The sequence below is a fragment of the Pseudomonas putida genome, from assembly GCF_001976065.1.
Classification (GTDB): Bacteria; Pseudomonadota; Gammaproteobacteria; order Pseudomonadales; family Pseudomonadaceae; genus Aquipseudomonas; species Aquipseudomonas serbica.
This window is the reverse complement of the sequence record NZ_MNAH01000001.1, coordinates 544,849-568,118: the sequence shown is the minus strand read 5'-3', so window position 1 is coordinate 568,118 and position 23,270 is coordinate 544,849. Positions and strand designations below refer to the sequence as shown.

The 23,270-nt window shown below is 55.5% G+C and carries 23 protein-coding genes and 1 pseudogene; 14 read left to right on the top strand and 10 right to left on the bottom strand.

The features are described 5' to 3' along the window. Positions 1–11: 11 nt before the first annotated feature. Together BKX96_RS02610 and BKX96_RS02605 are read right to left on the bottom strand one after the other, a co-directional pair. A complete protein-coding gene (locus BKX96_RS02610; RefSeq protein ID WP_046815150.1) occupies positions 12–362 on the bottom strand; it encodes an ArsR/SmtB family transcription factor in 351 nt (116 codons plus the stop codon). Positions 363–645: 283 nt separating this feature from the next. Further along, positions 646–2,068 (bottom strand): annotated as a pseudogene (locus tag BKX96_RS02605) (IS1182 family transposase). Positions 2,069–2,310: 242 nt separating this feature from the next. On the opposite strand from BKX96_RS02605, the gene BKX96_RS02600 reads away from it, so the two are divergent. The 4 genes from BKX96_RS02600 to ycaC all read left to right on the top strand — a co-directional run bounded on the left by BKX96_RS02600 (position 2,311) and on the right by ycaC (position 5,384). Next, positions 2,311–2,853, top strand: a complete 543-nt coding sequence (locus BKX96_RS02600) for a DUF3455 domain-containing protein (RefSeq protein WP_077182592.1) — start codon at positions 2,311–2,313, stop codon at positions 2,851–2,853. 106 nt (positions 2,854–2,959) lie between these two features. Next, positions 2,960–3,526 carry a sigma-70 family RNA polymerase sigma factor gene (locus tag BKX96_RS02595; RefSeq protein WP_080956957.1) on the top strand — a complete coding sequence of 189 codons (567 nt, stop codon included), beginning with the start codon at positions 2,960–2,962 and terminating at the stop codon, positions 3,524–3,526. After that, positions 3,523–4,254: an anti-sigma factor gene (locus BKX96_RS02590; RefSeq protein WP_077182591.1), complete on the top strand. Its 732-nt coding sequence runs from the start codon at positions 3,523–3,525 to the stop codon at positions 4,252–4,254. The genes BKX96_RS02595 and BKX96_RS02590 overlap by 4 nt, the downstream gene beginning before the upstream one ends. 497 nt (positions 4,255–4,751) lie before the next feature. After that, on the top strand, positions 4,752–5,384 hold the full coding sequence (ycaC, locus tag BKX96_RS02585) for an isochorismate family cysteine hydrolase YcaC (protein ID WP_046815422.1): 633 nt from the start codon (positions 4,752–4,754) through the stop codon (positions 5,382–5,384). Between the two features lie 143 nt (positions 5,385–5,527). On the opposite strand, the gene BKX96_RS02580 is transcribed toward ycaC, so the two are convergent. The 4 genes from BKX96_RS02580 to BKX96_RS33465 all read right to left on the bottom strand — a co-directional run bounded on the left by BKX96_RS02580 (position 5,528) and on the right by BKX96_RS33465 (position 8,969). Then, positions 5,528–6,391 carry an amidohydrolase family protein gene (locus tag BKX96_RS02580; protein ID WP_077183115.1) on the bottom strand — a complete coding sequence of 288 codons (864 nt, stop codon included), beginning with the start codon at positions 6,389–6,391 and terminating at the stop codon, positions 5,528–5,530. Between the two features lie 28 nt (positions 6,392–6,419). Continuing rightward, positions 6,420–7,709, bottom strand: coding sequence for an MFS transporter (locus BKX96_RS02575; protein WP_046815147.1), 1,290 nt, complete (start codon positions 7,707–7,709; stop codon positions 6,420–6,422). A 133-nt stretch (positions 7,710–7,842) separates the two neighbouring features. Continuing rightward, a complete protein-coding gene (locus tag BKX96_RS02570; RefSeq protein ID WP_046815146.1) occupies positions 7,843–8,574 on the bottom strand; it encodes a GntR family transcriptional regulator in 732 nt (243 codons plus the stop codon). A 29-nt stretch (positions 8,575–8,603) separates the two neighbouring features. After that, positions 8,604–8,969: a helix-turn-helix domain-containing protein gene (locus tag BKX96_RS33465; protein WP_077182590.1), complete on the bottom strand. Its 366-nt coding sequence runs from the start codon at positions 8,967–8,969 to the stop codon at positions 8,604–8,606. A gap of 265 nt (positions 8,970–9,234) precedes the next feature. On the opposite strand from BKX96_RS33465, the gene galB reads away from it, so the two are divergent. The 8 genes from galB to BKX96_RS02525 all read left to right on the top strand — a co-directional run bounded on the left by galB (position 9,235) and on the right by BKX96_RS02525 (position 17,278). Beyond that, on the top strand, positions 9,235–9,969 hold the full coding sequence (galB, locus tag BKX96_RS02560; protein ID WP_046815144.1) for a 4-oxalmesaconate hydratase: 735 nt from the start codon (positions 9,235–9,237) through the stop codon (positions 9,967–9,969). Beyond that, on the top strand, positions 9,966–10,682 hold the full coding sequence (locus BKX96_RS02555) for a 4-carboxy-4-hydroxy-2-oxoadipate aldolase/oxaloacetate decarboxylase (RefSeq protein WP_046815143.1): 717 nt from the start codon (positions 9,966–9,968) through the stop codon (positions 10,680–10,682). Before galB ends, BKX96_RS02555 begins: the two co-directional genes overlap by 4 nt. A gap of 5 nt (positions 10,683–10,687) precedes the next feature. Beyond that, complete coding sequence (locus tag BKX96_RS02550; protein ID WP_046815142.1) at positions 10,688–11,776, top strand: 4-oxalomesaconate tautomerase; 1,089 nt, start codon at positions 10,688–10,690, stop codon at positions 11,774–11,776. Next, positions 11,776–12,687, top strand: a complete 912-nt coding sequence (locus BKX96_RS02545) for an NAD(P)-dependent oxidoreductase (protein WP_046815141.1) — start codon at positions 11,776–11,778, stop codon at positions 12,685–12,687. Before BKX96_RS02550 ends, BKX96_RS02545 begins: the two co-directional genes overlap by 1 nt. A 38-nt stretch (positions 12,688–12,725) precedes the next feature. Then, positions 12,726–13,610 (top strand): LysR substrate-binding domain-containing protein, encoded by an 885-nt coding sequence (locus BKX96_RS02540; RefSeq protein ID WP_046815140.1) that lies wholly within the window; start codon positions 12,726–12,728, stop codon positions 13,608–13,610. 115 nt (positions 13,611–13,725) lie between these two features. After that, positions 13,726–14,589 carry an amidohydrolase family protein gene (locus BKX96_RS02535; RefSeq protein WP_077182589.1) on the top strand — a complete coding sequence of 288 codons (864 nt, stop codon included), beginning with the start codon at positions 13,726–13,728 and terminating at the stop codon, positions 14,587–14,589. A gap of 54 nt (positions 14,590–14,643) precedes the next feature. Further along, positions 14,644–15,957: a dicarboxylate/amino acid:cation symporter gene (locus BKX96_RS02530; RefSeq protein WP_046815138.1), complete on the top strand. Its 1,314-nt coding sequence runs from the start codon at positions 14,644–14,646 to the stop codon at positions 15,955–15,957. 91 nt (positions 15,958–16,048) lie between these two features. Beyond that, positions 16,049–17,278, top strand: a complete 1,230-nt coding sequence (locus BKX96_RS02525) for an OprD family porin (protein ID WP_046815137.1) — start codon at positions 16,049–16,051, stop codon at positions 17,276–17,278. Positions 17,279–17,512: 234 nt separating this feature from the next. Here BKX96_RS02525 and BKX96_RS02520 read toward each other — a convergent pair whose 3' ends face one another. Next, the gene (locus tag BKX96_RS02520; RefSeq protein WP_077182588.1) at positions 17,513–18,352 is read right to left on the bottom strand and encodes a nitrilase family protein; all 840 of its coding nucleotides are present in this window, start codon (positions 18,350–18,352) and stop codon (positions 17,513–17,515) included. Beyond that, positions 18,349–19,848, bottom strand: coding sequence for a purine-cytosine permease family protein (locus BKX96_RS02515; protein ID WP_046815135.1), 1,500 nt, complete (start codon positions 19,846–19,848; stop codon positions 18,349–18,351). The genes BKX96_RS02520 and BKX96_RS02515 overlap by 4 nt, the downstream gene beginning before the upstream one ends. Positions 19,849–19,994: 146 nt before the next feature. Here BKX96_RS02515 and BKX96_RS02510 point away from each other — a divergent pair, with 146 nt between their 5' ends. After that, on the top strand, positions 19,995–20,897 hold the full coding sequence (locus BKX96_RS02510) for a LysR family transcriptional regulator (protein WP_077182587.1): 903 nt from the start codon (positions 19,995–19,997) through the stop codon (positions 20,895–20,897). Positions 20,898–21,021: 124 nt separating this feature from the next. Here the strand turns inward: BKX96_RS02510 and BKX96_RS02505 are convergent, their stop codons facing one another. Then, the gene (locus BKX96_RS02505) at positions 21,022–22,023 is read right to left on the bottom strand and encodes a zinc-dependent alcohol dehydrogenase family protein (protein ID WP_077182586.1); all 1,002 of its coding nucleotides are present in this window, start codon (positions 22,021–22,023) and stop codon (positions 21,022–21,024) included. A 109-nt stretch (positions 22,024–22,132) separates the two neighbouring features. Here BKX96_RS02505 and BKX96_RS02500 point away from each other — a divergent pair, with 109 nt between their 5' ends. After that, on the top strand, positions 22,133–23,014 hold the full coding sequence (locus BKX96_RS02500) for a LysR family transcriptional regulator (RefSeq protein WP_046815132.1): 882 nt from the start codon (positions 22,133–22,135) through the stop codon (positions 23,012–23,014). A gap of 9 nt (positions 23,015–23,023) precedes the next feature. On the opposite strand, the gene BKX96_RS33075 is transcribed toward BKX96_RS02500, so the two are convergent. Continuing rightward, a complete protein-coding gene (locus BKX96_RS33075) occupies positions 23,024–23,209 on the bottom strand; it encodes a hypothetical protein (protein ID WP_256721372.1) in 186 nt (61 codons plus the stop codon). Positions 23,210–23,270: the final 61 nt, after the last annotated feature.

Sequence of the window (23,270 nt, the reverse complement as noted above, 5' to 3'; positions counted from 1 at the left end):
TGATAAAAAAACTACTCAGATACACCAGGGCAGCAAAACGGAGCCAGACTCTTCATGTGCTGAAGCATGGCTTCGAGCCGTGCCAACACCGCCGGCCCATCCACCTCGTAGAACATCTGCCTACTGACCTTGGTAGCGCGGACAATGCCCGCCTCTAATAGCACTTGCAGATGACGGGACACCACTGAACGCTCTTGAGGTAATCCTTCAGCGATCTCGCCGATATCCGCACGCCCCAGTTGCATGACTCGCTTGAGCACAGCTACCCGCGACGGCTCGCACAGAGCTTTGAAGAAGGCTCCATCGAGAGAGTCGATTGCAGCATCAATTGCACGGGAACGTGTAGAGATTCGGTTTGTCATGCGGAGGACTATATGTGCATATCCATGCACGCGTCAATTGCCCGAATGAGCGTCAACAACAGATATCAATAGCGCCTGATCAATGCCTGCAAGCTCCAGAATGATGAATTCGAACGTCAGCTTTGGGTCCAGAGTGTGTAAAAACACTTTCGTATCAGGGACGCCTAAGCCCAGCGCTCTTGGGCGAGGCGATTACCTAAACATTTGCCATGATTAGCACCGGTAGCGCTGCAAAGCGTTTATTAAGCGCTTTAGCGCCTCTTGGAGCAGCATGCTGGGGCTTTTACGTCGCCATCGCTTTCAATAAGCCTTCTGTACCGATGATTTTCATGACTCGTTTCATATTGTAGGCGAGCACGTTGAGGCTCATCTCCGCGCTGACTCCGACCAACTTACGAGTCAGGAAGTGCGTCGAGCCCATCCATTGTTTGAGCGTCCCGAAGGGATGCTCAACAGTCCTTTTTCGAACTCGCATCATGTCAGGTGCATGATTCATTCGACGCTGCATTTCCTCCAGCACGGCCTCGTGTTCCCAGCGACGGACTCGCCGATCCGTACTCGGTGTGCACTGGGGTTTTAGCGCGCAACTCTGGCAACGTGAACTCCAGTAGCAGTGCATATTCATGCCTTTTTCGACGCTTGAGAAGCGCCAGATCAGCGCTTCTCCCGCCGGACAGACATATTCGTTTTTCGTCGGGTCATAAACGAAGGCATCTTTATTGAATCGTCCTTCCGCCTTGGCATTGGAGGTCATTGGCTTTGGTACATAGGCGGTGATGTTTGCGTCGTGACAGGCAAGGATTTCCTCGCCCTTGAAGTAGCCTCGATCAGCCAGTACCGATAGCGTTTCTGAGGCCATCGCTTCCCGAGCCTGCTTCGCCATCGAGCTGAGTTGGTCTCGGTCAGAACCAGCGTTGGTGACCTCGTGAACCACGATCAAATGGTGCTGGGTATCGACCGCTGTTTGCACGTTGTAGCCGACGATTCCGTTGCCGCGTGTCTTCATCGAACGGGCGTCAGGATCGGTCAGTGAGACCTGTTTGTCAGGCGACTCGTTGAGCTGAACCTCGATCACCAGAAGCTCTTTCATTTGAGTTTCAAGTTTCGCGATTTTCTCTTCCAGACGCGTGGCATCTAGCACGGAGGCAGTTGGAACCTTCCGATCAGCCGCATCAAGCGCAGTCAGGTAACGGTTGATGCTCGACTCAATTTCTTCCATTCGCCGTTTTAGTTTGGCGCTGGTGAAGTTGCGGTCACGATTGTTCACCGCCTTGAATTTACTGCCGTCGATGGCGATCAGGTTTTCCTCGAAAAGCCCCAACTGCTGGCACAGGACAACGAACTGGCGGCAGACCCCACGAATGCCTTTGCTGTTGTCTTTTCGGAAGTTGGCGATGGTTTTGAAGTCGGGCATCAAACGCCCGGTTAACCACATCAGCTCGACGTTGCGCTGGGCTTCTCGCTCAAGGCGTCGGCTCGACTGAATGCGGTTGAGGTAACCGTAGATATAGATCTTCAGCAGGATCGCAGGGTGGTATGCAGGTTTCGGCTGGAATGACGCCATCAAAACCCAGCTTGGCCAGGTTGAGTTCATCGACGAAAACGTCAACCATGCGTACCGGATGGGTATCGCTGACATAGTCGTCGAGGCTTTCGGGAAGTAAGGTGTTTTGACCTCGGTGTTCACCCTGGATAAACCGTTTCATGGGTTCCCTTGCGATGAAATTCTCAGAAATCATAGCAAGGGTTTGTCCGGGCGTTTTTACACACTCTGGGCCAGAAGCCGCCATTCCACACTGCGCCTGTCCGTCGTTCAAATTGGCAGGTCTACGCTACGACTTTTTCTCCACAGATATTTTTTCAATCAGGTGCATCCAGATAATCCTCCCGCGGGTAGTAAAGGTAGTAGCCATAGCTGCTGAACTGACCACTTTCTGGAGAGACTTGCATGAACGCGAAACGATTCCTGTGCACTGTTAGTACTACGCTTGCAGCTACCTGCCTGTTGGTCACTGTGCCAGCTGCCTATGCGCAAACAGACCTGCCCGACACCATCAGGGTCCCGGACGGTCATAAGATCGCGCTGGAGACCGTGGGGACGGGCGAAATCACGTATGAGTGTCGCGACAAGGCTAACGCCATTGGCCAGACTGAGTGGACTTTCGTCGGCCCCAAAGCGGTACTCAATGATCGCAACGGCATACAGGTTGGCACTTACTTCGGACCGCCTGCTACCTGGCAAGCTAAGGACGGCTCTAAAATCACAGGGACACAACTGGCAGTGGCCCCCTTGGGTACCGGCGACCTCCCTTATCAATTGGTCAAGGCCAACCCTGCTGAAGGTAAAGGCGCGATGAACGGTGTCAGTTACATCCAGCGGGTGGCCATTAAGGGAGGCGTAGCGCCCATGACCGAATGCTCCGCCGCAAACAGAGGCAAACGGGAGGTAGTGAAATATCAGGCTGACTATATTTTTTGGGCAGCCAATTAAGCCAACGATCCAGACCAGGTTGTCGGCGCACAAGTCGTCTACTCTGTTTCGATGCAACCCCAGCCCTGTGGCTGGGGTATTTACCACCTGCTGATGGCTGAAAACCTTGTCCTTGCCTGAGCCCTTTTTTGACTATGAAGCCTGCCTGATTGCTTGCGCCCGAGGCGAGCAGCAGGCACTGCGGGACTTGTATGAGCAGGAAAGTGCTCGTCTTTTGGGTGTTGCCAAGCGCATCGCTCGTGATAACGCCCTGGCCGAAGACATCGTGCACGATGTCTTTATCAAGATTTGGACCCGTGCCGCCAGTTTCGATCCGGCGAGAGGCTCTGCCCGTGGTTGGATTTTCTGCGTAACGCGGCATATGGCGCTCAACTTCATGCGTGATAGCGCCAGGGAGGTACAAGTCAGTGAGCAACGGGAAACAGCACTGCAAGATTCAGCGTCCATGGAGGCATCGCTGGAGGATGTGGATGCCTTCGATTATCGAGCCCGTTCAGGGCGTATTTATGTGTGCCTCGAGCAACTGGAGCCGGCACGTCGCAACTGCATCCTTCATGCGTATGTCGACGGCTATTCGCACTCAGAAATTTCACAGAAACTGGGCGCACCGCTGGGGACCGTCAAAGCCTGGATCAAACGCAGTCTGGTGGCATTGCGCGAGTGCATGAGATGACCATGAGCCCACAGGATGAAAGCCCCGACAACATTGAAGAGCTGGCGAGTGAGTATGTGTTAGGCACGTTGTCGGCAGAGCGTCGTAGCGAAGTACAAAAGCGTCTCGCTCATGACGCCGATTTGCGAGCGGTTGTGGATGCGTGGGAACAACGTTTGCTTGCGTTGACCGAACTGGCTGAACCGCAAACACCTACTGCATTACTCTGGGGGCGTATCGAGCGCAGCTTGAACGGCATTGACCGACGAGCACCACGAGTGACGGCCACCGCGCAGCGAATCTCATGGTGGAACCTTCTGCCGCTATGGCGTGGGCTGGCGGGGACAGGTCTGGCCGCAGCGTTGTTGCTCGGAACAATGCTGCTGACACAAACAGCGCCGGTGAATCCGACCACCTACCTGGTCGTTCTGGTGGCTCCCCAGAATCAGGCGCCCGGCTGGGTGATACAGGCCAGCAGCCCAAGAGAAATCCAACTGATACCATTAGGGGTCGCGCAAGTCCCAATCGACAAAGCACTTGAGTTCTGGACCAAGGGTGACGGCTGGCAAGGTCCGGTATCCCTTGGACTGGTCAAACCTGGACAAACGCTTTCTGTACCCCTGGATAGATTGCCACCGCTGGAACCCAACCAACTTTTTGAGTTGACGCTGGAAAACCCCAATGGATCGCCGACTGGCAAACCCACAGGACCGATTCAGTTCATAGGACGGGCCGTTAAAGTGATCTGAGCGAGCGCTGTGGATGAAAAGGCCGCTGTGCAGACGGCGAATGTGTGCTTGAGAGGACTGAAGAAAGCACACCGATAACCAAGTTCCCAAGATGCTGCTTGCTGCGTATCAGCGCATTAATGTTCGCTACGACAAGTCAAATTAATCGATAAGGCGTTTCAAGTTCTGATCAGTTCCAGCACGGACGATAAAAGCTCTCCCCTATACCCTTGAATGGCTCCCCTAAACCATTCACTCAAAAGCAATGACATTTTTCTCAATGGATACGGCAACGATACGGCGCAAAATTTTAGCGCGCCCTCTTGCATACCGCCCAAGAAAGAAGAGGAAGCAGGTCAGGCATCGCCCTCAAAACACCTCCAATTCAAGAATGATCTGAACTGTCTCATCTCAGTTGACAGTTAAACGCATTTCACCTGCTTTTTCCCCACCCTCCAGATCCTTAATCTGAGCCCATGTTGAACGACAACATTCACTCACTTCAAAAGGACTTCATCATGAGCAACGCTACCTACAACCGCTTGAACAAAGACGACGCAGTAGTGCTGTTGGTCGATCACCAGACCGGCCTGATTTCTCTGGTTCAGGACTTTTCACCCAACGAGTTCAAGAACAACGTGCTGGCCCTGGCAGACGTAGCCAGGTTTTTCGAGCTGCCGACCATTCTCACCACCAGCTTCGAGCAAGGCCCAAATGGTCCATTGGTGCCGGAGCTGAAAGAGATGTTTCCTGACGCGCCTTATATCGCCCGCCCAGGCCAAATCAACGCGTGGGATAACGAAGATTTCGTCAAGGCAATCAAGGCCACCGGTCGCAAGCAGTTGATCATTGCCGGTGTGGTCACTGACGTCTGTGTAGCCTTTCCGACCTTGTCGGCACTGGCAGAGGGTTTTGACGTGTTCGTAGTAACCGACTCTTCCGGTACGTTCAACACTACTGTGCAACAGGCAGCCTGGAACCGTATGACACAGGCGGGTGCGCAAATGATGAACTGGTTCTCGGTGGCCTGTGAGCTACAGCGCGACTGGCGCAACGACATCGAAGGCCTGGGTAATCTCTTGTCCCAGCGCATTCCAAACTATCGCAACTTGATGAACAGCTACTCGGCGTTGACTGCACGCCAATCGTAATTCCGGTTTGCAACCCAAGGCCCGCTTTTGCGGGCTTTAGGCATGGTTTCATGTGGACTCGCTTCATTTCGCTTAATGAAATGGGCCCCTCAAAGGGCCCTTTCGACGAATTCGCCGGTGTTCGGGCTTTAATAGCCCTCTCCTTAACCGCCGGGAGTCAACAGTTCACAGCCGGAATGAAAACCGAATAACTCTCCGGGAGCTTCCACTAGCAACGACCGCATAATCTGAGTCGAACACTCCAGCGCTTGAAACTGCTCCACCACCGTACCGAAACCAATGCTGTCTTCATGCTGGGTGTGTGGCCAATCGCTGCCCCAAACCAAACGGCGCACACCGAAACCCTGCAACAGTAGTGGTAAGGCAATCCGAGCAAATTTCAGGTTCTGTTGATCCGTTCCTTCCAATCGATAGATGCCGGAAACTTTCATCCATACCTGCCCGCTTACCCCCAGTTCTAGCATCTCGCGAAAGCCTGGTTGATCAACACTCAAACGGGCATCCGGACGACCGAAGTGATCGATCACGAGTTTGATGCCAAATGGCATCAGCTGACGGATCAATTTCGGTAAATCCTCCACGTGGCGGTGTAACTCCACATGCCAATCCAGTTCAGCGATGTGGCCAAAGAAGTCCTTCCAAGCAGCGTCGCGAAAGTCAGGCAAGACTTTCCCCATAAGGTTCAAGCGAACGCCCACCACACCAATCCGAGCCATGTCGTTCAATGCATCGCGACTGATGTCACGATCCAGCACCACGACCCCTCTTAACGCCTCCGGCGCCTGGCGCAACGCGTCTAGCAGGTAGCTGTTGTCGGTACCCAGAAAACTTGGCTGCACCAACACACCATGACTCAGACCATGGGCTCGCAAATGCGCCAGGTAGTTCTTGAGCGTGGCGTCGTAGCCAGGGGTATAACGCCGCACGGCGGCCAGGTTCAGCTCACGATTGAACACGTGAGCATGGGAATCGATGCCGGTGATCGGCGTATTACAGGTATCAGGCATGGCTTTCATCATTCGAAGGTAAGGGTCATCAGGCCCGCGCACTCTCGTTACCGTTGACCGTGGATTGCACCAAAGTATTCGAGGCTTCGAGGGCACGACCACGGGTTTCCGGTAGACAAAGCGCCGCGATCACCGCTACACCATAGGCAATTCCTGCGTCGATACCGATCGCAGACCCCAAGGACATGGAGTCGCTCATGTGACCGACCAGGAATGGGAAGACCGCGGAGAGCACCCGGCCAAAGTTGTAGCAGAAACCCACACCGGCGCCGCGCACGTCAGCGGGGTACAGTTCGTTGAACAATGCCCCGAGGCTGGCTGGAATGCCTGCCGCGAAGAATCCGAGCGGGAATCCCAGGAACAGCATCTGGGTATTGGTCAGTGGCAGGAACACATAGCACTGCACAGTGACGACACAGCACAACGCAAACAGCACGATGTTTTTACGACGGCCAATGCGGTCGATCAAAAATCCACTGACCACACACCCGCACCAGAAGGCGAAGATGATCACCGCCAGGTAACCACCAGAGTTCAACACCGAAAGGTTACGCTCAGTCTTGAGGAACGTCGGCAGCCAGGTCATCACCGCGTGGTAACCACCGTGCGCGCCCAAGCCCAACAGGCCACCGAATAGTGTCACGCGGATCAGTTCGGGACGGAAAATACCTGCCAGGGACTTGAAGAAACTTTGCGGGATGGCTTTTTCTTTTTGCAGACGTTGGAAACTGTCAGGCTCCTCAACATTGCGCCGTACCCAGATAATCAGGAACGACGGCAGCAAGCCAACGATAAACATCACACGCCAGGCCATATCCTGCGGCACGAACGAGTAAATCAACGCAAATACACCGACCGCCAGCCCCCAACCCACAGCCCAGGCGCTCTGCACTGTGCCCATCACCTTGCCACGAAATTTAGGGTTGATGGTCTCGGCCATCAGTACTGCGCCGGCGGCCCATTCTCCACCAATACCGAAGCCTTGCAGTGCCTTGACGACCAGCAACTGATGGAATCCGGTGACGAACGCGGAAAGAAAAGTGAAGAAAGAGAACCACAAAATCATCCACTGCAGCGTGCGCACACGGCCGTAACGGTCGGACAATGTCCCCCCTACCCAACCGCCGATGGCTGATGTCACCAGCGTAACTCCGCTGATCAGCCCCGCATCGCCCTTGGTCAGTGCGAAAGCGGCGATCAGCGCTGGAATCGCCAGGCCGAACATTTGTACTTCCAATGCGTCGAGCGACCATCCGCCGAAGCAGGCCCAAAACGTTTTGCGCTCCCGAGGAGTGACTTGGCGATACCAGCTAAACATGATTCTTATCCTTATAAGTAGAACGTAAGGCAGCCGAGAGCGAACCGCACCGCTACAGGGCCAGTTTTGGCAAACAATCAGGAAACCAGCGACGACCTGGGCGTCGCTGAACAATTCGCTACACGGGCAGGCGCTAGCGAATATCCACGCTGTAGCGGAAGTGCTCTGCGTGCCCGCGAGAACGGCGCCACTCCAGTGGCGTACCGGCGTAATCCCGGGCCAGACGCTCAATCACCACCACCGGACTGTTTACGGGTACTTGCAGCAATCGAGCATGCAGGTCATTCACTGATTCAGCGGTCAGCGTTTCTTCGGCCGATGCGACAACCTGTCCGCACACCTCTTCGTAAATCGGATAAAGCAGCGGCCCTTTGCGACTCAGGTCGATCTCCAGAAGCGGCTGAAAGCGGTTGCGGGGCAACCAGATTTCTTCAGCGAGCACTGGCTTAACATCGAGCAGACGCACACGGACAATACGAATTACCGGCGCATCGACCGGCAATCCTAGCGCTTGCGCTACGGCCGAGGGTGCGGCAACTGGCTCGATCGAGAGGATGCGGCTCTCCGGTACCTGGCGCTCACCGGAAGCAGTTTGGAAACGAAAGAAGCGGAACAAAGAGGATTGAAACTGCGGTCGGCGAATGAAAGTCCCTCGCCCCTGCTGACGCTCCAGAATGCCCTCACTGACCAACGCATCAATTGCTTTTCGCACCGTGCCGGTAGACAGCTGGTACTCCGCTGAAAGCACAGCCTCGGTAGGAATCGCCTCACCAGGACGCCAGCGATTGTTGGCGATCTGCTCAGCCAATTGGTCACGCAGGCGTTGGTAGAGCGGCAGGCGAGTATCACTGGGGAGAGAACTCATGGACTTTATTCACCTTGTTATATAGTCATCTATATGAATTTTGCGTCGAGTATTTCCCCAGACGACTCGGCTGTCAAGAAGGGTCGAGTCGTCTTGCAGACGAATGGCTGCCATGTCTGAAGGCTAGTCAAAGCCATGCAAGCTATGAACCTCGCAAGCTGTTTGGCGGCGAGCATGTCTGAACGTAACAACACGCCGCGCAAAATCGCCAAATCGCCCGTTTCAATCACTGGGCTAGGTACAGTGATGCCGATGTGGGCGAAAAACGCATCCATTGCCCTGCTAGTCCGAGGCACGATGCACTCACCATACTCAGTCAGACGCATACCATCGACGTGTCGCTCAAACAGCGAAATACCGAGCCGTTTCTCTAAAGAATGGATGGATTGCGTCACAACAGGCTGACCACGAAAAAGGACAGCGGATGCCTTGGAAACACTGTGTATTCGACGACACGAAGGAACGCCCGAATCTGCATGAGATTCGGTAGTTCAAGACTGTGCATGTGCATCTACCGAATTTTCGAGGAAGCAGATGCACAACATGCAGAACCCATCGCGATAAGTAAAACGTATACCCACTACCGCCGAACGCATTATTCAACTCCCTCCTCAAATGCGAACGTGGGCTCTATCAAACAACCGCAAAAGGAGCCCTCCAATGATCGAAAAAACAAAAACCGCACTGGTTGTCAGCGCCCACTCTGCCGACTTCGTTTGGCGCGCTGGTGGCGCCATAGCCCTGCATGCTCAACAAGGTCACGCTGTTCACATCGTGTGCCTTTCCTATGGAGAGAGAGGTGAGTCGGCCAAGCTCTGGCGCAAAGGCGATATGTCTGAAGACAAGGTCAAAACAGCGCGTCGCAGCGAGGCTGAAGCCGCAGCGGAGATCCTTGGCGCGAGCGTGGAGTTTTTCGATATCGGCGACTACCCGATGCGGGCCGACAAAGAAACGCTGTTTCGCTTAGCCGATGTATTTCGTCGCGTTCAACCGGAGTTTGTCCTCAGTCACTCGATCAAAGACCCCTACAACTATGATCACCCGCTAGCGATGAACCTGACGCAGGAAGCCCGCATCATCGCCCAGGCTGAAGGCTACAAACCTGGCGAGAAAATTGTGGGGGCCCCGCCTGTCTACAGTTTCGAACCCCATCAGCCTGAGCAATGTGAATGGCGCCCGGATGTACTGCTGGATATCACTGAGGTCTGGGACAAAAAATATGCCGCCATCCAGTGCATGGCAGGCCAGGAACATCTCTGGGAGTACTACACCCGTGTTGCGCTGCAACGTGGAGTGCAGGCCAAACGCAACGTGGGCATCGCCTCCACCCGCAACATCGTTTACGCAGAGGGCTACCAAAGCATCTTCCCACGGGTAACGGAGAACTTGGCATGAGCACATTGATCGGAAAAACCGGCATTGTCGTACGCAATATTCCCCGTGCTGACTCGGCGTTGATCGACGAACTGGATCGCTTTGGGGTTGCCACCGTGCATGAAGCCCAGGGGCGTAAAGGCCTGCTAGATTGCGCCATTCGCCCGATCCAGCAAAACCAGAGCATTAGCGGAACAGCGGTAACCGTGTTGGTCGCGCCTGGTGACAACTGGATGTTTCACGTAGCAGTCGAACAATGCCAACCCGACGATATTCTTGTGGTCGCGACATCGTCGCCCTGCTCCGATGGCTACTTCGGCGACTTGCTCGCCACCTCGTTAATGGCCAGGGGAGTACGCGCCCTGATCATTGACGCCGGTGTACGCGATACCCGAACACTACGCGACATGGGCTTCAAGGTATGGTCGCGGGCAGTTCATGCCCAGGGTACCGTCAAGGAAACCCTGGGCTCAGTCAATGTGCCAATCATCTGCGCTGGCCAATTGGTCGAGCCCGGAGACGTTATCGTGGCAGACGATGATGGCGTAGTCGTTGTCCGCCGAGACGAGTTACCCGAAGTGTTTGAAACCAGCCGAAAACGCGCTCGGCTCGAAGAAGAGAAACGCGTACGCCTGGCAGCGGGTGAATTGGGGCTGGATATCTACGAGATGCGTCAGAAGCTCGCTGACCGAGGCCTGAGATACCACGACAGTCTCACTGACCTGCAAGGATAACCTTCATGCACCAGACTCGTATTCCGTGTCTCTTGATGCGTGGAGGTACCTCCAAGGGTGCTTACTTCATGGCCGACGACCTGCCGCCCGAAGGCAAGCTGCGTGACCGAGTACTTTTGGCCGTCATGGGATCTCCCGATGCACGCCAGATCGACGGCATCGGTGGGGCAAACTCTCTGACCAGCAAAGTCGCAATCATCAGTCGCTCAGATCGTCCGGATGCGGATGTCGATTACCTGTTTGCCCAGGTCTCAGTCGATCAAGCTCAAGTTGATTACGGCCAGAACTGTGGAAACATCCTCGCTGGCGTCGGCCCATTTTCGATTGAGCGTGGGCTGATAAACACCGACAAATCGCAGACAAGCGTGCGGATTTTCATGGTCAATACCGGCCAGATCGCTGTAGCTAATGTACCCACGCCAGGCGGCATCATTGAGTACGCTGGTGAGACTCGAATCGACGGTGTTCCAGGCACCAGTGCCCCACTGATTGTCGAGTTTGAAAACATTGCCGGCTCCAGTTGCGGAACACTGCTACCGACTGGTCACGCCATTGATCGCATCGACGGTATCGAAGTCACGTGTATCGACAACGGGATGCCTGTTGTACTGATCAGGGCCGCTGATGTGGGTTGCACGGGTTACGAGCTCCCCGAGCAATTGGACGCCAACATCGAGCTCAAAGCGTTATTGGAATCAATCCGACTGCAAGCGGGCCCTTTGATGAATCTGGGGGATGTCCGCGAGCGCACAGTACCGAAAATGTCATTGATAGCTGCCCCTCGCAATGGTGGCGCAATTTGCAGCCGTACCTTCATTCCTCATCGCTGTCACACATCGATCGGGGTGTTCGGCGCTGTCAGTGTCGCCTCTGCTTGCCAGGTTGGGGGGACAGTCGCAAGCAACCTAGCCCAAGTGGAAACAGCTGATCGAGTGCAATTGTCTGTTGAGCATCCAACGGGAGAGTTTACGGTCGAGCTTCGTTTGATTGCCGGTCAGGTAGCCGGGTGCGGATTGGTGCGCACGGCCCGACTTCTGTTCGACGGTAACGTTCTCATCCCTGGCGATATCTGGCAAAACTCGGTGAAATCATAATGACCACAACCTTGTCTCTAATCGGTTTCGGCGAAGCAGGCGCTATTTTCGGCCAAGACCTCGCCGCGCTGGATGTAAAAATCTACGCCTATGATCGACTCCTTGAAGATCCTGCTCAACGAACTGCACTGCGTGTTCGCTCTCAACGGTGTGGCGTTCAACTATGTGAAAGTGCGGCTCAGGCGATAGCCCTTGGCGAGTGGGTAATATCAGCAGTCACGGCGGATAACGCACTCGAAGTCGCACTGAACGCGGCGCCACTGATGAGGCGTGGACAACTGTTCATCGACATCAACTCGGTCGCCCCCTCTACGAAGCGTGCAGCGGCTACGGCCATGCAGCAATACGGCATCGATTACATCGATGCGGCTGTCATGGCACCAGTCCCCCCCCAGCGCTTGAAAACCCCCATTCTTTTGGGCGGCGAACGTGCTGACCAGGTTGCCGAACGATTGGGCGAGCTAGGAATGAACGTGCGGGTAGTGGCCAACGTGATCGGCGTAGCATCAGCAATCAAGATGTGTCGAAGCATCATGATTAAAGGCCTGGAAGCGCTCACAACCGAATGCCTGAGTACTGCTCGCCAGTACCATGCCGAGGATGAGGTGCTGGCGTCGTTGCACGAAAGTTTCCCGCAAATGGGTTGGGACGACACTCTGCCTCACTACTTGATAAGTCGTGTGGCCGAACATGGTCGGCGTCGATCTGAGGAAATGAAGGAGGTGGCGAAAACTTCTCGCGACGTAGACGTTGTTCCGAACATGAGTCTTGCCATCGTCGATGCTCAAAAAGGGCTCGTCGACGCCATGCGTGACGCTGATATCGGTTACCCAAGTCTTGAGCCATTCGACTGGCCAAACCTAATCGACACGTTGTATGGCAGTCCAGTAGCCCGTGAAAGCGCTATATAGGAAAAGCGGTAACATAGCCTTTTACCAGAGTCGCGCTCATGGATCTAAAACAGCTCGAATGTTTCGTAAGGGTGGCCGAGTTCGGAAGTTTCACCAAGGCGGCGGCTGTACTGAACATTTCCCAGTCGGTTGTCAGCCGTCAAGTTAGGCAACTTGAGGTCGAACTGCAGGAGCATCTACTGCTGCGAAATGGTCGAGGGGTATTGCTTACCGCTTCCGGACAACGCTTGTTCGATCATGGCAAAGGAATCTTGCGTCAAGTGCAAGTGGCTCGTGAGGATCTCCGCGAACAACGCGATACCTTGTCGGGCAAAGTGGTCGTCGGGCTTCCTCCCAGCATTTCCCGACGACACACCGTGGCACTGGTATCGGCCTTTCGCGAACGCTTTCCCGACTGCATATTAGGGATCAAAGAGGGTCTGACTCACTCGATGCGCGAGTGGCTGCTACTCGGTCGCCTGGATTTCGCCCTACTCTTCAATCCTGGCCACAGCGCTCAATTGCAGTATGAGCACATCCATTCAGAGCCACTGATGCTCATCGGTGGCCAGCACTCGAACCTTCCCGCCCAGGTAGCGATGAAAGACTTGGGTCAATACCCTTTGATCACTCCCAGCGAACCTCACTCCATACGTCGTCTCATCGAAAGTGAAGCCTCACGTCACGAAGTGCACCTCAACGTATGTCTGGAAATCGATAGCATTCCGTCACTGCTGGAACTCATCAACCTCAACATGGGCTACGGTGTGCTTTTTCGCTCGGCTCTCGCTAATAGCGACGGGAAACTGGAGGGGCTCAAAGCTGCGCAGATCGTTGATCCATCTATCCAGACACATCTATTCATCGGCACGTTTGAGCAACGCCCCTTGTCTCGCTTGGCAGTAGAGACAATGGCTCTGGTTCGTGAAATCTGCATAGCCTAAGCAAGCGCATGCTAAATCAGCATAACTGCTAGAGCCCGCATCTGGTTGTTGTCGAGCGTAGAGACCGCCACCATCGGGGCTATCGCTTCCGCTAACAATGACCAAAGGACACGAGATGAAAACCTGCCTCGCACCTGATTCCCATCCTACAAAACCTATGCAGTCACTTCCTGTGGGTGCTTGGGATGCCCACTGCCATGTATTTGGCCCCGGGGCTGAATTTCCCTATGCCGAAGATCGCAGCTATACACCGCCCGACGCACCTTTTGAAACTTTGCGGGCGTTGCACGACCACCTGGGGTTCACTCGTGGTGTGATTGTCCAAGCCAGCTGTCATGGCAGCGACAATCGCGCGATGTTGGACGCTATCGCTCGTAGCGAAGGGCGGTATCGAGGGATAGCCATCGTGGACGGCAGTGAAACCGATAAGCAGCTTGCCGAGATGGACGCTGGAGGTGTTCGTGGGGTGCGATTCAACTTCGTTGCACATCTGGGTGGCGCGCCAGACCTGGATGTCTTTGACAGCACTGTTGATCGCCTGGCTGATCTGGGATGGCATGTAGTCCTACACCTTGATGCGCAAGACATCCTGACCTACTCGGAAAGACTCGCGCGTATCCCCGTACCTTTCATCATCGATCACATGGGGCGGGTCAAAGCTCAGGATGGCATTGAGCAGCAGTCCTTCATTGCCTTGCAGCAACTGATGGAGAATCCATTGGCGTGGGTGAAGGTATGTGGCGCGGAAAGGGTATCAGTGGGCCGTCGCCCATTCGAAGACGCGGTTCCCTTTGCAGAGAGACTGATTGAAATCGCTCCAGACCGCGTGCTGTGGGGCACTGACTGGCCGCATCCGAACATTAGCAAAGATATGCCCAACGACGGGGAGTTAGTAGATCTGATGTTCAAGTTCTGTACCGACCCTCAGTTGCGTCAAAAGCTATTGGTCGAGAACCCCATGAAGCTTTACGGACGATAACCGCAACAGCCTTCGCTGCACCTCCAAAAATAAGACTTTCAGTGAGTGACCGCCATGAATCCTAGCCCAGCAACCGCTCAGGTCGAAGTAACCGTTCCGATCAAGGTGAAGACCAAGCCGCCCTTCTATCGCGCAATGTACTTTCAAGTACTTCTAGGGATTATCGCAGGCGTCGCCGTCGGCCACTTTTGGCCCACCTTTGCCGCTGACCTTAAGCCGCTGGGTGATGCTTTCATCAAGCTAATCAAGATGATCATCGGCCCAGTAGTTTTCTGCACAGTCGTCACTGGCATCGCAGGAATGCGCGATTTGAAAAAGGTTGGTCGAGTAGGTGGCAAAGCACTGCTCTACTTCGAAGTGATTTCGACCGTTTCGCTGCTGATTGGCCTTATCGGTGGTCACCTTTTCAATCCAGGTGGTGGCTTCAATGTGGACGTCAATACCCTGGATGCATCGGCGGTCACCGGATTCGCTGAAAAAGCACAACACATGCATATGGTCGAATTCCTGATGGGAATCATCCCCTCGACATTTGTGCAGGCATTTGCCGAGGGCAACGTCCTTTGCATATTGCTGGTCTCAGTGCTTTTCGGATGCTCGTTGTCAGCTATGGGTGAAAAGGGCCGGCCGGTCTACGACATGATCGAAGGTCTCTCCGGCGTGTTCTTTCGCATCGTACACATCATTGCCAAGCTCTCCGCTGTCGGCGCATTCGGCGCCATCGCTTTCACCGTAGGTACTTACGGAGTTGGCTCACTGCTGCCACTGATGAAACTGGTAGGCAGCTTCTACGTGCTTTGCGCATTGTTTGTGATCGTCGTTTTGGGCGGTGTGGCGAGAGTCTGTGGGTTTAGTATTCTTCGCTTCATCTCCTACATCAAAGAGGAACTGTTGGTCGTTCTCGGAACCAGCTCCTCTGAAGTGGTACTGCCACAAATTATGGAAAAGATGGAGCGTCTGGGCTGCTCAAAACCCGTTGTTGGCTTGGTCATTCCTACGGGTTACTCATTCAACCTCGACGGCACTAACATCTACCTGACGATGGCGGTTCTTTTTATCGCACAAGCGCTGAACATCGACCTGTCACTTTCGCAGCAACTGACATTGGTTATCGTGGCCATGCTCACCTCCAAGGGTGCCAGCGGTGTCTCAGGTGCTGCCTTTGTCATGTTAACCAGCACCTTGATGGTGGTCCCACTTGTCCCTGTAGCAGGCATGGTGCTGATTCTGGGAATCCACCGTTTCATGGGTACCGGCCTTGCCATGACTAACCTGGTTGGCAACGGTGTCGCGGCACTGGTTGTATCAGCTTGGGAGAAGGAGCTAGATCGCGACAAACTCGCCAAGGAACTTGGTACTAAGCAGTAACCCTTCTGCCTTATCGATCACAACATCCCTAGAAAGTCTCTGTTCGGTCTACTACCGAGCAGCGACTCCCTGCGTCAGGAAAATAATAAAAATGAACCGCGCCTTATATGTAGCTGTGCTTGCATCCGTATCGTTCTACATCGACACCTCTATGGCCGACAGCTTCATCGCTGATAGTAAAATTCGTTTAGAAGCCCGAAACTTCTATTACAACGGTGATTATCGCCAGGGAGCTGGCGTATCGAAAAAAGAAGAATGGGCTCAGGGATTTTTGCTCAACTATGAATCAGGATACACACCAGGAATCATTGGCTTCGGCGCTGACGCGTTGATCTTTGCAGGCTACAAGCTGGATTCGAGTCCAGATCGCTCTGGTAGCGGCCTCCTCCCCAAACGAGCTTCCGGTGAGGCCGCTGACGAATACTCAAAAGCAGGTTATGGCGCAAAACTCAAGATATCCGAGACTTCGTTGCGCTACGGGATGTCATTGCCAAAGGTACCGGTGCTGCAATACAACAATAGCCGGCTGCTCCCCCAGACGTTTCAAGGTTGGCAGATTACCTCTACTGACGTCGACCGCCTTACCATAAACTTGGCCCAGTTCGATAAGACGATCACACCTGACTCAACCGATCTTCAGGACATCAACCTTGCGGTAAAGGACGGACGATATCGTGCAACTGGCATCGGCGACTACTACCGATATGGCGGCGGCACATACAAGCTGACACCCGAGCTGAGTGCGACGTACTTTTATGGCGAACTTGATGATGTTTACCGTCAGCAGTTCGCTGGATTGATACACAGCACGCGAATCGGAACAGGCACGTTGACTACTGATCTGCGTGCTTTCGCAAGCAGTGATGTTGGCGCAGCCAAAGCCGGAGAAGTTGATAACCGTGCATACGCTGCTTCGCTGGGCTACACCTTAGGCAATGGGCATAGCGTCTTAGCGGCCTATCAGGTTATGGAGGGCGCAACCGGCTTTCCTTACATCAATAACCCCTACCTACCGAACTACGTGCAATACCACGATTTCGCAAGTGCAGGCGAACGTAGCTGGCAGCTTCGGTACGGGTACGACTTTGCAGCCATGGGTGTTCCTGGGCTGAACTTTTTTACCGCGTACACCCATGGAGATGGATTGAAGAAAGTCGGCACTGAAAAGGAATGGGAGCGCGATGTGGATGTGAGCTATGCCTTCCAGGGAAAGCTTAAAGGCTTTTCTGTACGGTTGAGAAACGCAACCTATCGTAGTGACGACGCCAGAGATATCGACGAGACACGCTTAATAGCAACTTACCTCTTCACATCGTTTTAATAATCTGAGGTGTGGCCTCCCCACTCAGGCGAGTTACCGCTTTTGCAGACATTCCTGACTGCCGGCAATGGGTTGGATGCGCGAACAAGTGGACGGATTTATTCTATCGCCACCTTGTGGAAAATAGATCCGTCCCCGTTCTCACGGTCCCCGTTCTCACGTTCTCACGTGGTGCAATGCTCACGTCGTCAACAGTTCAGGCACCTGGTAACCGAACAGGATCGGGCTGCCACGTCATTCCCTGACACCTCCATACAACCCCTCCCGCCGATCCCGATGCAAATCATTGCGTGCACTGATTCGCTTATTGCGCGCCTCACCAAGATTCAGTGCTGCCAATAAAATCTGCTCACTCCCCTGCTCCGCCGGCCCTGCCAAGGGATAACCATCCGCATCGACAATCACCGAACCCTGCACCCAACCAACACCGCGTTCATGCCCATGCCGATCACACGCAGCAATAAACATCCGATTAACCGAAGCATTCGCCTGAACCCGCACCACTTCCGCCGGACGTTCAGTAGGTGGCCGCGGTCCATCCGGCCAATTAACCGGCGCGCAAAGCAATTCAGCACCCGCCAATGCCGGAAGTCGCACCCACTCGGGGAACTCCAGGTCGTAGCAAATCAACATCCCGATTCGTCCATGAACCGTTTCGACTACCGGTGGAGCGGCGTTACCCACACTGAAAATTTCAGACTCAGCATCCCAAAGGTGCGCTTTGCGGTACACGGCACGCAAACCCTTTGCGTCGATCATCGCCGCGCTGTTGGCCAGTTCATCACCTTCCAGCCGCTCGCAAAAACCGCCGACCACGACCAGGTTCAGTTCACGGGCGAGCGCCGTCCATAGACGCAAGGTCGGTCCTTCGGTTGTTTCTGCCAAGGAAAAGGCTTCGTCACGGTCGTTGAACACGTAGCCGCTTTGCACCAGTTCAGGCAGCACCACGATTTGCGCTCCTTGACGCGCCGCCGAACGAATAATGCGTTCGGTGAGTGTGCGGTTGAACGCGAGGTCGCCGATTTTCGGCGCCACCTGGCAGCAAGCAACTACAGTATTTTTTGCAGTGTTCAACGCACCTCCTCCACAGTGAGTTTGGTCATGGAGATGATGTCGCCCTCGGTAATTGAATCGATGACCCGACGTTCCGCCGCGAGGTCCAGCGATCGACTGAGGATAAAGTACGTCAGGCCCGACACCATCAAGCCCACCAGCCAAGCGATGTCCACGCCTTCGAGCATGCGTGCCAGCGGGCCAACAAATACTTCTTTGTTGGCCGCGGCATCGAAGATGTAGAAGAACGGCACCATCGCGGCGAAGCCGATCAGGTACGAGACGATGCCGCGAAATTGCCAGGCGCCGTAAATGCCCTTCGGCGTGAAAAAGTGCGGGATCGCGTAGCGGCCTTTGCGCACGAAGAAGTAGTCGACCAGATTGACGGCGGTCCAGGGCACGAGGAAGTACAGGAGCAGTACAAGGAAGGTGTTCAGCAACGCGATGCCGTCGCCTTTGATCGACAGCACGCAGGTCAGCAGCACCACGCTAATCGCAGTGATGGACAGGATCCGGGCGCGGGGTGTCGGGGTGATTTTTTTGATTGAGTCGACGCCAGTCAGCAGCGTCAACATGGCGCTGTAGGTGTTGAGCGCGATGATCGGCAGGAACCCCGCCACCGAGACGATCACCAGCACATTGCCCAACCCAGGAATCATCGAAGACCCGACCTGGCTCAACGCCACCAGCGCGTCCACCGCTTTAAGCTGCTGCGCCAGCCAAGCGCCGAGGCCGATCATCCAGCTGCCGGACAGCGAGGCTCCGATGAACACGGCAGCGATCAGTTTTGGTCTGCTGGTGTTTTTCGGCAGGTAGCGGGAGTAGTCGGAGACATAGGGCGCATAGGAAATGTTGTAGCTGGCGCCGATGGCAAACAGCGTGGCGAACGCTACCCAGTTGAAACCGAGGTCCGCCGCTGGGGTGACGCCCTCTTGGCCAGCGCCGAACATCAGGGCGATGGTGACCAGCGCGTACAGCGGCAACGTGGCCAGCAACGCCCATTTGAAGGCTTTGTGCATCAGGTCGTGGCCGTAGATCGACAGCAATGCGCCGATCAGCACGACCGCCACCGCGACAATGGTCGGGTCGATGCCGAACACATGTTCGAGGCCGTTCATGATCAGCGAGATGTTCACCACATTGAAGCCGACGAACACAAACATCGTCGCCATCAGGGCCAGTATCACGCCGCGATAACCGAATTGTGCACGGGACTGGATCATTTGCGGCAGGCCCATTTCCGGACCTTGCGAACCGTGGAAGGCCATGAAGATGGTGCCGAACATGATGCCCAGTGCGCCGGCCAACATAGTCCACAGCGCCGACAGGCCGAGGCTTGGGCCGACGAAACCGATCGAGATGGTGAAGAAGTGGAAGTTGCCCAGAAACCAGAAAGGTCCCTGGCTGCTGAGTTTGGCGTGACGTTCGTTTTCCGGAATGTAATCGATCGAGTGGCCTTCGATGGCCAACCCGCCGCTCGCTTCAAGGGCGTGCGCAGACTGTGGGGACCCTGACATATGAATGTTCCTATGCTGGCAATTGTTGTTTTTCTGGGCAATGCGCCGGTTTCATTGCAATGTAGGAGGTTGGTCTGGGCGGTAAAATATCGCAGGCGCACTGTTTACATAGATTCGCGCCTATGTAGCGAAACTCGGAGGCATACATGCTGGGCACTGTATCGGAACTGGATTTGCGTCTAATCCGGGTCTTTCTGACTGTAGTTGAGGCGGGCGGTATCTCGGCCGCGCAGACAGCGCTCAATACCACGCAACCCACCATCAGCGCGCAATTGGCGACGCTGGAAGCGCGGGTGGGATTTCGCCTGTGCGAGCGTGGGCGCGGCGGATTTTCGGTGACACCCAAGGGTGGGCAATTTATCGACGCGGCGCGTCGGTTAGTGGCGGCGGCCGAGGGCTTTCGGGTTGAGGTTCAGCACATCAATCGCAAGGTATCGGGCAATATCAACATCGGCTTGCTTGGTCAAATCGATCCGTCCGCCAACAAAAACATCGCCCTCGCCATTGCCCGTTTGCGATCACGACATGAGGGGTTGTACTTCCACTTCACTGAATTGTCGTCCTCCTTGCTGGAAGAGAAAATCATCAACGGCCACATCGACCTGGCCATCGGTTACTTTTGGCACCGCTTGCCCAACATCGATTACTACCCCTTGTTCAAGGAAACCCAAATCGCCTACTGCGCCCCTGCGCACCCGCTGTTCGCCCACGTGGGTGCACTGACCCGCGATGACGTGCGCGATTACGACTGGGTCTGGCCCAGTCATCCTTTGCCGGAAATGCCCCCACCCACCAGCATCGAACGCTTGACGGTGCTCACTGACAGCATGGACGGCGCGGCTCTGCTGATCCTGTCGGGCCAGCATGTGGGCTTTTTGCCCCAGCACTACGCGGCCAAACATGAACAACTGGGGCAATTGCATCCGCTCAATCCTGAGCTGTTGCGCTATGAAGTCGGCTTTCATGCGGCCGTTCGCCATTCGGCGCGGCAACGGGAGTTGGTGGGTGCATTCCTGGCGGAGCTGATCGAGATTTTCGCAGAAGGGTGAGTCCAGAAACAGTCCGAACGCCAGCGTCGAGATCGACATTAGTTTCAGCTGCGGATTTCACCCACAGGCCTGATATCGATCTGCTGCGTCGCTGCATCGACGCCGGCCTGGTCAAGGGCGAGGATTATTCACTCACCAATTGGATTACCGTCTTGCCCTTGCCGCGGCCTTGCGCGACCTGGCGAAATGCCTCGTTGACTTCTGACAGCTCAAAGTGCTGTTGATCCACGCGGATCGTCAGTTGACCGGCATTGGCCAACGCGGCGGCCTCGCGCAGAATAGCGCCATGGTGTTCGCGTCCTTTGCCGGTGAGCAAAGGCGCCAGGGTGAATACACCCGAGTAGGTTGCACTTTTGAACGACAACGGCGCCAGGCTGTGCTGCCCCCAACCCAGGCAGCTCAGCACGTGCCCGGTATAAGGCTTCACGGCCTTGAATGACGCATCCAGCGTGCTACCGCCTACGGTGTCGTAGACGATGTCGAAACCTTCACCAGCCGTATAGTGCTCGACATAGTCCTCTACGCTCTGCGCCTGATAGTCGATGGCCGTAGCCCCCAGCGAGCGAATGAAGTCGAGACTCGCCGCCGAACCGGTGGCGTAGACGTCGGCACCGCGAGCCTTGGCCAGTTGCACAGCCACCTGGCCGACCCCACCTGCGCCGCCATGAATCAGCACACGCTGACCGGCACGGACATTGGCACGATCTACCAAACCTTCCCATGCGGTAATGAATACCAAAGGCAATGCAGCCGCCTCACGCATGTCGAGAGTGGACGGCTTTGACGCGATCAGCCGGGCATCCACGGCAATGTATTCGGCCATAGTACCCTGGGCACCGCCGATCCCGCCGGGCATACCGAAGACTTCCTGGCCCAGGGTGAAACCTTCAACCGCCTCGCCCAACTCGATAACCGTGCCGGCGAGATCCAGGCCGAGCACTGCGGGTAGTGCCTGACGGGCGTGAGCCCCTGCGCCGGCGGCGATCTTGGTATCGAGAGGGTTGACCCCTGCCGCGTGAACCCTGACCAGCACCTGCCCCTTACCGGGTACAGGGCGATCGATTTGGCGGACAGCCAGAGGGGCCTGAGCGGACTCGGCGATAGCAGCAAGCATGGAGTGATTCATGATGGGCAACCTCTGATCAAGTGGACGCTTACAGATTGCCGCGCGTTCATCATTCCGATAAGAGACTAAATTGGCATATAACTTATTCCACAAAGAGGTCTAATCGCCGATGGACTTGTTCGACAGCATGCACATCTTTGTACGGGTCGTGGAACGCGGGTCGTTTTCTGCAGTTGCTCGCGAGCTGAACATGGGGCAGCCGGCAGTGAGCAAGCAGGTGCGCGCTCTGGAGCAGTATCTGGGCGGGCCATTGTTCGCCCGCAGCACCCGGCACCTGGCCCTGACCGACGAAGGGCAACGCTTCTACAGCCACTGCCAGGAGATTCTCGGCCACCTCGAAACCGCCACACGCAGCTTTACCAGCGGTCAGGAGCAGATCGCCGGCCCTCTGCGAGTCGCTGCACCGGTCAGCTATGGGAGGTTGTGCATAGCACCGCTCATAGGGACTTTCCTGCAGCGCCATCCAGATGTCCGGATCGACCTGCGGCTGAGCGATCACAACGAAGATCTGCTCAAGGAAAATATCGACCTGGCCATCCGGATTGGCGCGGTGAAGAACGAGGGATTGGTGGCCGTGCCACTGGGTACCAGCACGCGGCGGGTCTATGCCGCGCCCACCTATCTGGATCGACACGGACTGCCACGCGAGCCCAATGAGCTGACAGGCCACAACTGCATCGGTTTCACATTGCTGGAGCATTACGACAGTTGGCATTTCACGCACATCGGGCAAGAGCTCGATGTAGCCATCAAAGGCAACGTCACCAGCAATAGCAGCGAGGCCATCCGTGAAATGGTTCTCTGCGGCTTGGGTATTTCCCTTTCTCCAGAATGGTTGTTTGCAGCTGACGTCGAACAGGGCAGCGTTCGTATCGTGCTCGACGATTATCAGACCACCGCACTGCCTGTCAGCGCTGTGCTCAGTCGTGAGCGACGACGTTCAGCGCGGACGATGGCATTCATCGATTTTCTCCGCGAGCGCTTATCGTAAAACCGCCTATCACCAGGCTTCTGTCGAGCGTGCGCGTTGGCTCGCGATTGAGTTGCTGGTCGGCCAGCCGAAGCCGTGGCGCGGCCTGATCGCCCTGCGGCCAGCGCGTGCCACACAGGCCATGGCCAGATCAGTGTTCTGGTCGAGGTCGCGCGACAGGCGCACGATCAGTTCGGCCTCGATCCCCAAAGGCATCGCCCTGCGGAACCTGCCAACTCGACGGGTGTATCGCCATTGCCGATACCCCGGCGGCACT

Coding starts and splice junctions, on each gene's coding strand:
- BKX96_RS02510 (WP_077182587.1), top strand. CDS start 19,995: ATGCTGGGCACTGTATCGGAACTGGATTTGCGTCTAATCCGGGTCTTT.
- BKX96_RS02550 (WP_046815142.1), top strand. CDS start 10,688: ATGCACCAGACTCGTATTCCGTGTCTCTTGATGCGTGGAGGTACCTCC.
- ycaC (WP_046815422.1), top strand. CDS start 4,752: ATGAGCAACGCTACCTACAACCGCTTGAACAAAGACGACGCAGTAGTG.
- BKX96_RS02535 (WP_077182589.1), top strand. CDS start 13,726: ATGAAAACCTGCCTCGCACCTGATTCCCATCCTACAAAACCTATGCAG.
- BKX96_RS02530 (WP_046815138.1), top strand. CDS start 14,644: ATGAATCCTAGCCCAGCAACCGCTCAGGTCGAAGTAACCGTTCCGATC.
- BKX96_RS02575 (WP_046815147.1), bottom strand. CDS start 7,709: ATGTTTAGCTGGTATCGCCAAGTCACTCCTCGGGAGCGCAAAACGTTT.
- BKX96_RS02610 (WP_046815150.1), bottom strand. CDS start 362: ATGACAAACCGAATCTCTACACGTTCCCGTGCAATTGATGCTGCAATC.
- BKX96_RS02600 (WP_077182592.1), top strand. CDS start 2,311: ATGAACGCGAAACGATTCCTGTGCACTGTTAGTACTACGCTTGCAGCT.
- BKX96_RS33075 (WP_256721372.1), bottom strand. CDS start 23,209: ATGCCTTTGGGGATCGAGGCCGAACTGATCGTGCGCCTGTCGCGCGAC.
- BKX96_RS02515 (WP_046815135.1), bottom strand. CDS start 19,848: ATGTCAGGGTCCCCACAGTCTGCGCACGCCCTTGAAGCGAGCGGCGGG.
- BKX96_RS02570 (WP_046815146.1), bottom strand. CDS start 8,574: ATGAGTTCTCTCCCCAGTGATACTCGCCTGCCGCTCTACCAACGCCTG.
- BKX96_RS02540 (WP_046815140.1), top strand. CDS start 12,726: ATGGATCTAAAACAGCTCGAATGTTTCGTAAGGGTGGCCGAGTTCGGA.
- BKX96_RS02555 (WP_046815143.1), top strand. CDS start 9,966: ATGAGCACATTGATCGGAAAAACCGGCATTGTCGTACGCAATATTCCC.
- BKX96_RS02580 (WP_077183115.1), bottom strand. CDS start 6,391: ATGCCTGATACCTGTAATACGCCGATCACCGGCATCGATTCCCATGCT.
- BKX96_RS02505 (WP_077182586.1), bottom strand. CDS start 22,023: ATGAATCACTCCATGCTTGCTGCTATCGCCGAGTCCGCTCAGGCCCCT.
- galB (WP_046815144.1), top strand. CDS start 9,235: ATGATCGAAAAAACAAAAACCGCACTGGTTGTCAGCGCCCACTCTGCC.
- BKX96_RS02545 (WP_046815141.1), top strand. CDS start 11,776: ATGACCACAACCTTGTCTCTAATCGGTTTCGGCGAAGCAGGCGCTATT.
- BKX96_RS02525 (WP_046815137.1), top strand. CDS start 16,049: ATGAACCGCGCCTTATATGTAGCTGTGCTTGCATCCGTATCGTTCTAC.
- BKX96_RS02590 (WP_077182591.1), top strand. CDS start 3,523: ATGACCATGAGCCCACAGGATGAAAGCCCCGACAACATTGAAGAGCTG.
- BKX96_RS02500 (WP_046815132.1), top strand. CDS start 22,133: ATGGACTTGTTCGACAGCATGCACATCTTTGTACGGGTCGTGGAACGC.